The organism is Mycobacterium sp. (assembly GCF_052145595.1).
Lineage (GTDB): Bacteria > Actinomycetota > Actinomycetes > Mycobacteriales > Mycobacteriaceae > Mycobacterium.
Genome location: NZ_JBKQOI010000028.1, coordinates 1 through 7,091 on the forward strand (window position 1 = coordinate 1; position 7,091 = coordinate 7,091).

Here is a 7,091-nt window from a genome sequence, read left to right on the forward strand (position 1 = left end):
CATCCGATAGCCCCACTGGGCGCCGGACTGGGCCGCGGTAATCACCGACCCAGCGTCGGTGTCGGCCAGCATCACCACCAGACCCGGCCCCCATACGGCCAGCATCCCGAATCGCAGCCACCCTAAGTGCGACGGGGCTTTCGCTTTGTCCGCTTCGTCGATGATCTGCGTCGCCACGAACGTCTCCGCCCTTACCTGTGTGACCTTTGTGCCACGCCGGAACGGGACGTCGCGTCAAGACACCTCGAACAAAAAAGTTGCCCTAGCCTAACCCAACATAGCCTAGGCTAACCAACGTAGTTGGATGTTCGTAGCGCGAGCCCGCTACGCCATCGGGAAGGACTCACCGTGTCGGTTCTGGAACCGCTTCGCGCGCTCGCTCTACGCCTCCGAACGTGAGCGAACGGCAACCGCGCTACCGGCACGGTGCCCTTCGGAGAAGGCCGGGGCTTGTAGCTGACCCTGCTAAGTGTCAAGGCGGGAGCACCGAGATGTACGAACAGCCATATCGGCACTACTGGCGCGTGCTCTACCCCGAATATGCCGAACCCGAATCGACGGCGCACTCTGTTACTACTCGGCGACCAATTGGTCGCTGTCAACGAAAACCAGATCGCCGGTATCGAGCGTGACCGCCCATCTGCGCGCGGGGTCAGCTATATGATTCGCACCGATATCCACTGCGTGCCCCGCCGTATCGCCGAAATCTTCGACCACAGTGCCACGGACCTCAGCGTCCGTCCCCGGATATACACACACCCGCACATTCACCGCCACGCGGCTATCGCCGGTATCGCCAGCCGTCCCGCTAGCGTCTTTCATCCGTCTTTTCATCCATCGTCACCCCAGGTTGTGCGCGTGAAAATAGTGACGCAATTAGAGCACGACCAGCTAACGCCGTCCGGGCTTATGGTCCATGACCACCACCCCGCCGACCCAGAGCCTGGCCACGCTCTACCTGATCGTGCGCCTGCTGCAAGATCGTCCTGCACACCGACACTTCACGCGATTTCACCCGATTTGGGGCAAACCAGCAGGTAGATGGGGTGGGGAGGCTTCACCGCTGAGCGACGCTGCTCAGGCTTCGCGTCGCCTCTCCCTGGGCCGTTTCCACATCAGGCGGAGCAGGGACCATCGGCCCTATAGAACGCCGGGGTCGCAGCGCATTGTGATGCCGAGCCATTCGAGACCCGTTTGCATTCAACCCCCGATAGGAGCGCGATCATGGCAGAGAGCACCGAGAAGCAGACTATGGCGGAACGAGCGGAGAACCTGTCCGACGAGGTGCTGCAACGGGTCGAAGCCAGACAGCGTGCCGCGATCGAGGCTCTGCGCAAGTTCGTTGACCGCCTCGACGACGCGATGCCCAACCTCGGCGACGACCCGTCGGTGCGCAAGAAGGTCATCGACGCCATCGTGGACTACTACGAGCAGCTCGCCACTACGACGAACGAGTTCGCGGCCAATATGGTGCGCAGCGCGATCGGGACGCTGAACAAGCGCGCCGCACAGCCAGCTGCTAAGCGCGCCGCGAAGAAAGCCCCTAAGCGCGCCGCGAAGAAAGCAGACTGATTAGTCGTTGTAGGCCGTCGTCATCGTCCGCACAGCCGCCAACCGGCCCCGCCGCGCCGACCGCCATCAATAGGGGTGTAGAACTGCCGCCGTCATGGCATCGCCTCGGCCCACGCGATATGTCCTTCGAAGCCAAGCGTTTTCGCCATATCGCGGTAGCGATCCCTGAAATCTGCGTAGGCCGCAGCATCCCCGCGCGCCCGCGCCAGCAGGGCGCGTAGTCGCAGCAGCCAGATCTCACGTATAACCAGACCATCATCGGCTGGTACCGCCGCTAGACGGTCGATCGCGGCTTCAGCTTCGGCCACGCCATCCTGGGTACCGCGCTCCAGCAGCGTCTCCACCAAAAAGCCGGTCGCCGGAATGCCATAGGAATACTGTCCTGCATCGAACAGATCGTTTGTCGCGGCGCGCATTTGAGGTAAAGCACCGTCGCAATCGCCGCACCTGGCCCGCCCCCGCGCGGCCCACACGTCGATCACCGGGAGCATGAACACGTAGAAGCGTCCGTTGTGGCACATGTCGCGGACCTGCCCCAGCACTTCCAGCCCTCGCTCATGCTCCGCCGAGGAATCCCGATGCACCAGCGCGAGACCCAGCGTGAACCGGGCTAGGCCCACCGCAATATCCTCACTTGATCGCTCGATGATCCCCAGCGCCCCCTCGATGTCGCGCAGCGCGGCGTCATCGGCCAACGGCACCCCACCCGCCATCGCGAAACCGTAGGTGAATGTGATGACCCGGGCATGCGACATCGGGTCGGCGCTGCGGGCCAGGGCGAGCGCCCGGTCGTAGTCGTCGCGCCACCCGGGACGACCCAGCGCGCATCGGGCGGTGCCGCGCGTGGCCAGCGCCAACGCCAACGGCGACCCGATGATGAAATTGCCTTTGGTAGGGTCGCCGTCGGCCAGGTCGATGACGGTCTGCGACCAGCGCAGCGCCTCGCCGATCTCGCCGACCTGAAGCTTCGTGTTGATCGCCATGAAGGGCAGCCCGACAGTCAGCGTCGGATTGCCGATCGACTCGACCAGCGCCAATGTTCCGGAGGCCAGCCGCGACGCCTCGCGCACCCGGCCATGACGCAAGTGCTCCATCATCAGCCCGGCCATGCCGATGGCCAGCGACGCCTTGTCTCCGGCTTCTGCGCACAACTGCCGCAGCTCCTCGAAGACGCCGCCGGAGATGTCGGCATGGACCCGGAATCCATTGCCGCACAGTAGGGCGCGCGGCGCGATGCGCATCGCGGTGCGACCCGGGTCGTCGGCGGGCAGCGCATCGGCAACCCGGCGCGCCCGCTCCCAACTCAGATACGCCGCCGCGATGTCGCGGGTGGTCGCCCACACACCCGCACGCATGTGCCAGCCGTAGGCAGCGCGCAGATCACCGGCGGCCTCCAGGTGCTCGGCGATCAGCGCCGCATTCTCATCAGCCGACTCCAAGTCACGCGATTCGATAGCTGCTGCCACCCGCCGGTGCACATCGGCTCTATCCGACTTGAGCTGAGACTCGTAGGCCACCGCACGGATCAGCGGATGATGGAAGACATACTCGGCGTGCGGGCTGAACCTCACCTGATCGATCAACTCGGCCTTGACCAACTCGTCAACGATCGGCTCGACCCCCAGGCTGGTCAGCAGTTCGGTGCCAAACCGCGACCCGATGACAGCCGCCGCGCTCAACGTGCGTTTCGCCTCTGGTGGAAGCCGGTCGATGCGCGCGGCGATGGTTGCCTGCAAGGTGGCGGGCACGCTGACCTCGCCAACATCCGCCGTCGACACGTAGCGCCTGCGCTCCCCGCGTAGCACACCGCGCTCGGCCAGTTCGCGCACGATCTCCTCGGCGAAGAACGGGTTACCGGCGGCCCTCTCGGCGATCTTCTGACCCAGCTCGCCTACGGAGCGGTCCGGCCCGAGCAGCTCGGCGACCAGTGTTGCGGTCTCCGGATCACTCAGCGGCGCAAGGGCTATGGTTTGAGCACTGCCCACCCGGCTTAACGCGCCGCGATATTCGGGTCGGTAGGTGACCAGCACCAGCGACGGTGTCTGCGGGATCACCGCGAAGAAATCGGCCAGCATCGACTCGCTGACCTCATCGATCCAATGGGCGTCCTCAACGACATGGACCGCCGGGGTTTGGCGGGCCAACGACGCGGCATTCACCAGTGCGGTCAACCGCCGCCGCCGGGCATCCGGATCGATCTTGGGCAGCTCCACATTGGGATCAGCGGTGCCCAGCAGATCGTCAAAGAGCAACAAGTCCTCCGGCTCCGCGTCGGGAAACTGAGCCCGTATCCGCGCTCGGGCGGCATCCGGGTCAAGACCCTTGATGCCGGTGATCGCACGTAGCAGCCGTGCCACGGCATGGAAGGGGACCTGGCTGGTGTGCGATTCGCAGAAGGCGGTGAACACGTCCACACGCCGGGCGGCTGCCATCGCAGAGACTTCACGCACCAGACGGCTCTTGCCGATACCTGGGGAGCCCACCACGCAGACAACTGCGCCGTGGCCCTCCATAGCGCGTTGGAGCAGGGCCTCGATGGCGGCGATTTCCCAGCGCCGACCCACCAGAGCCGACTCAGCACGTGCGACAGCACGATCCCGCTCCGACACACCCCGCAACCGATAGGCGGGCACCGGCTGATTACTGCCCTTGATGTGGATCAGCTCTGGCTCGCTCAGGACCGCCGCACCCTCGACCAGCCGCGCGGTGGATTCGCTGAGCATCACCCCACCCGGCGGAGCCGCCGATTCCATCCGCTGAGCCATCCCGACTTGCTCACCGACGGCGGTGTAGCCCAACGACCTTGAGCCGATCTCACCAGCGATCACCTGACCGGAATTGACACCAACACGCAACCGCAGGTCGATACCGTCACGGTCTTTGACCTCAGTGGCTAGCCGGGCGGTCTCCTCTTGAATGCCCAAGGCAGCCAGACACGCACGGATAGCGTGGTCCTCCAACGCCACCGGCGGCCCGAACACCGCCATGACCCCGTCGCCGGTGAACTTGTCCACCGTGCCGCCGTATTGCTTCACGACCGCGGTGGCTCTGTCGACCAATTGCGCCATGATCTCGCGCAGCCGCTCCGCCCCGACGGCAGAGGCGATGTCCATCGAGTGGACCACGTCGGCAAACAGAACCGTGACCTGCTTGTACTCCGCCGGCGTATCCGACCCCAGCAGCGGCGACCCGCACGCGTGACAGAATCGAGCGCTCTCCGCCAGCGCCTCAGTGCCACACGTCCGGCACAACGTTGCCGCCGTCATCCGATACCGCCGATCCATGGGTTCGGACTACCCGCTGCGCCAAGAATAGGGCGTCACAAACCCCGGTAGGACCGTTTGGTGTCGGTCAGGCGTGGCGGGCCGCTTCTTGGACGAGTTGCACCCGCGAGGTCAGGCCGAGTTTGGTGTAGACGTGGGTGAGGTGGGTTTGCACCGTGCGTGGTGAGACGAATAGCCGCCCAGCGATGTCGTTGTTGGCCAGTCCTTCGCTGACCAGTCGCACGACGTCGCGTTCGGTGGGGGTGAGCGATGCCCAGCCGCTGGGAGGGCGTTTGCGTTCGCCGCGGCCGCGCTGCGTGTAGGCGATCGCCTCCTCGACAGACAGGGCGGCGCGGATAGTCGACTCGACTGCCACCCGAGGGAGACCACCATGGCCATCGGAACCGTCCCAGCCAGCACCTGCCCGAACGTCGTCGACGCGGGCCTGCCCAGCATTGCCTACCACCACCTCACTGACCGCGAGGAGGCGCACCGCATCGTCGCCGCCGCCCGCCGGCAGGCGCCGATCGCGATGGGACCCCACGCGCCGGAAGTATTGAGCTACGAGCTGGTGCGCACCGTGCTGCGCGACGCGCGCTTCACCACCGCACGGGGCCTGGGACTACGACCACACACCGACCCCGGCACCCGATCAGCCGTGGTCGGTGCGGCCGGGCCCGGTCAGCACCTGCCGCCCGGCATCAAACCCGGTTTCGATCGCGTAACGCCGACCCAAAAACACGAGTAGTGGACTACGCGTGTCATCCCGGTCGCAGGCTTCGACACTGGGACGCAGATAGGCCAGGTAGGCGGTGATCTGATGATCTGGCCCACGCACCAACCACGCGAGCGGACCACCAATGCTGGCTGGACAAACCGTTGTGTCGTACCGGCGAAGCGGCCAGATCCGTCCGGCACCGGGCACGGTGCAGACGCCGCACCTGGCAACGCCGCGCCCCGCCGCAGACGACCCCAACCGCGCCGCCGGGATAAACGGGTAAGACGCTGTCCGCGGACAGGCGTCTCGCGCATGGCTGGCCAGGTCGCCAGCCAGGCTTACTTGGACGCGCCAGCTCGGCGACTAGGGCTGATCGAGTACAGCGTGGTGGACCGGAGGCAAATGATCCACCGTGGTTGCGCCGGTGCGTCAATAATCCGCACCCCAACTAAATCACCTGGCACACATAGCCTTTGGTCGAGGGGAATCGCCGCACCTGCCATGTCGCGCCCGACGCGACGATCCTCGGCGATCAGCGATCCTCAACAGACGTCTCATGCGGCCATGTCGTTTCGTCCGCCGCAAGCACATGCAGGGCAACCCCGGAGGTCAGCGTGGGGACTTCACTAACAGAGCGCGAGCATCCGACGCTTCTCTGGATGGAGTGTGGAGCATGCAGCGGGGAGTCGATGGCGATCCTGGGAGCGGGTGGTCCGGACACGCTGCCGGACTTTCTTGACCGGCACCATGTCCAGTTGCTGTGGCACCCCTCGCTCTCGCCCGAGCCGCCGAGCGAGGTGGCGAGCGTGATCGAACATATCGTTGCGGGTGAGCAATACCTCACGCTGCTTTGCGTTGAGGGGAGCATCATCAACGGGCCGGATGGGACGGGGCTGTTCGACACGTTTGACGGCCGGCCGAAGCGGGACGTCGTCGCAGCGCTTTGTCATCGGGCGGAGTATGTGATCGCGATGGGCAGCTGCGCCGCGTTCGGCGGCATTCCCGCCGCACCTCCCAACCCTTCGGAGTCTGTGGGCTTGCAGTTCACCAATGCGCGACCGGGGGGCCTTCTCGACTCAGGCTGGCGATCGAAGTCCGGACTGCCGGTGGTGAATCTGAGCGGCTGCCCGGCCGACGCCGCGACAATGATCGAAACAATGGGCTTGCTGCTGGAGGGGCAGCCCCTGGATCTCAATCGCTACCAGCAACCTTCAACGGTCCGGCCCTGTCTGGCTACCGCTCTCGAGCATAAGTGCGCAACCGCCGACAAGGTGGGCTACGTGTGCTACGGATGCATCAGCGCCAGGTTCCCGGTCAACCGCGCACTGTTCAGACACCACCCGGTGGGGACCGAGATCCCGGCGCGGTCCGAACCCGATCTACAGGGTGTGGCGCTGTGACCGGCGGCTCACGCAAAATCCGCATGGGGATGGAGGTAAACCGCGTCGAGGGCGACATGGAGATCCAGGTCGAGCTCGAATGCGGGGTGGTCACCGATGCTTGGTGCAGCGGCACGATGTACCGAGGTTACGAGCAGA

Annotated in this window: 5 protein-coding genes and 1 pseudogene; 3 read left to right on the forward strand and 3 right to left on the reverse strand. The window is 65.3% G+C overall.

What is annotated here, in order from left to right:
* Nucleotides 1–573 precede the first annotated feature (573 nt).
* Complete coding sequence (locus ACLP4W_RS01955) at nucleotides 574–822, reverse strand: hypothetical protein (RefSeq protein WP_442383594.1); 249 nt, start codon at nucleotides 820–822, stop codon at nucleotides 574–576.
* 402 nt (nucleotides 823–1,224) lie between these two features.
* Between ACLP4W_RS01955 and ACLP4W_RS01960 the strand changes: the two genes are divergently transcribed.
* Nucleotides 1,225–1,572 carry a hypothetical protein gene (locus ACLP4W_RS01960; RefSeq protein ID WP_442383596.1) on the forward strand — a complete coding sequence of 116 codons (348 nt, stop codon included), beginning with the start codon at nucleotides 1,225–1,227 and terminating at the stop codon, nucleotides 1,570–1,572.
* A 92-nt stretch (nucleotides 1,573–1,664) separates the two neighbouring features.
* Here ACLP4W_RS01960 and ACLP4W_RS01965 read toward each other — a convergent pair whose 3' ends face one another.
* Nucleotides 1,665–4,838 (reverse strand): ATP-binding protein, encoded by a 3,174-nt coding sequence (locus ACLP4W_RS01965; RefSeq protein ID WP_442383602.1) that lies wholly within the window; start codon nucleotides 4,836–4,838, stop codon nucleotides 1,665–1,667.
* Between the two features lie 85 nt (nucleotides 4,839–4,923).
* Nucleotides 4,924–5,187: pseudogene (locus ACLP4W_RS01970) on the reverse strand (response regulator transcription factor); the annotation flags it as partial.
* Nucleotides 5,188–5,226: 39 nt separating this feature from the next.
* Here ACLP4W_RS01970 and ACLP4W_RS01975 point away from each other — a divergent pair.
* Nucleotides 5,227–5,583: a hypothetical protein gene (locus tag ACLP4W_RS01975; protein ID WP_442383598.1), complete on the forward strand. Its 357-nt coding sequence runs from the start codon at nucleotides 5,227–5,229 to the stop codon at nucleotides 5,581–5,583.
* Between the two features lie 629 nt (nucleotides 5,584–6,212).
* Nucleotides 6,213–6,953, forward strand: coding sequence for a hypothetical protein (locus ACLP4W_RS01980; protein WP_442383600.1), 741 nt, complete (start codon nucleotides 6,213–6,215; stop codon nucleotides 6,951–6,953).
* Nucleotides 6,954–7,091: the final 138 nt, after the last annotated feature.

Excerpts from the sequence above, each read along its gene's own strand:
- ACLP4W_RS01965 (WP_442383602.1), bottom strand. The coding sequence starts at position 4,838 with ATGACGGCGGCAACGTTGTGCCGGACGTGTGGCACTGAGGCGCTGGCG.
- ACLP4W_RS01955 (WP_442383594.1), bottom strand. The coding sequence starts at position 822 with ATGAAAGACGCTAGCGGGACGGCTGGCGATACCGGCGATAGCCGCGTG.
- ACLP4W_RS01980 (WP_442383600.1), top strand. The coding sequence starts at position 6,213 with ATGGAGTGTGGAGCATGCAGCGGGGAGTCGATGGCGATCCTGGGAGCG.
- ACLP4W_RS01975 (WP_442383598.1), top strand. The coding sequence starts at position 5,227 with ATGGCCATCGGAACCGTCCCAGCCAGCACCTGCCCGAACGTCGTCGAC.
- ACLP4W_RS01960 (WP_442383596.1), top strand. The coding sequence starts at position 1,225 with ATGGCAGAGAGCACCGAGAAGCAGACTATGGCGGAACGAGCGGAGAAC.